Origin of the sequence: Chromohalobacter sp. HP20-39, assembly GCF_033052815.1 — a bacterium.
Lineage (GTDB): Bacteria > Pseudomonadota > Gammaproteobacteria > Pseudomonadales > Halomonadaceae > Chromohalobacter.
In genome coordinates this window covers 1-259 of sequence record NZ_JAWHTP010000824.1, presented here as the reverse complement: position 1 = coordinate 259, position 259 = coordinate 1, and the positions used below count along the sequence as shown (strand labels likewise).

Annotated in this window: 1 protein-coding gene; it reads left to right on the top strand. The window is 56.4% G+C overall.

The features are described 5' to 3' along the window. Positions 1–39 precede the first annotated feature (39 nt). Positions 40–259, top strand: a 220-nt coding sequence (locus tag RVY79_RS20260; protein WP_317466378.1) for a hypothetical protein, incomplete at its 3' end; no start/stop codon positions are given.

Genomic DNA, 259 nt, shown 5'->3' with positions numbered 1-259 from the left:
GCAACCTAGGGCGCCAGCCTCAAACTCAAGGAGTTTGGAATGAAAGCATTGCTCGACCTATTCCGCCAGGTACAGCAAGAAGAGCAGTTTGACGCGATCAAGATCGGCCTCGCGTCGCCTGAGAAAATCCGTTCGTGGTCGTACGGCGAAGTCAAGAAGCCCGAGACCATCAACTACCGCACGTTCAAGCCCGAGCGTGACGGTCTGTTCTGCGCCAAAATCTTCGGCCCGATCAAGGACTACGAGTGCCTGTGCGGCA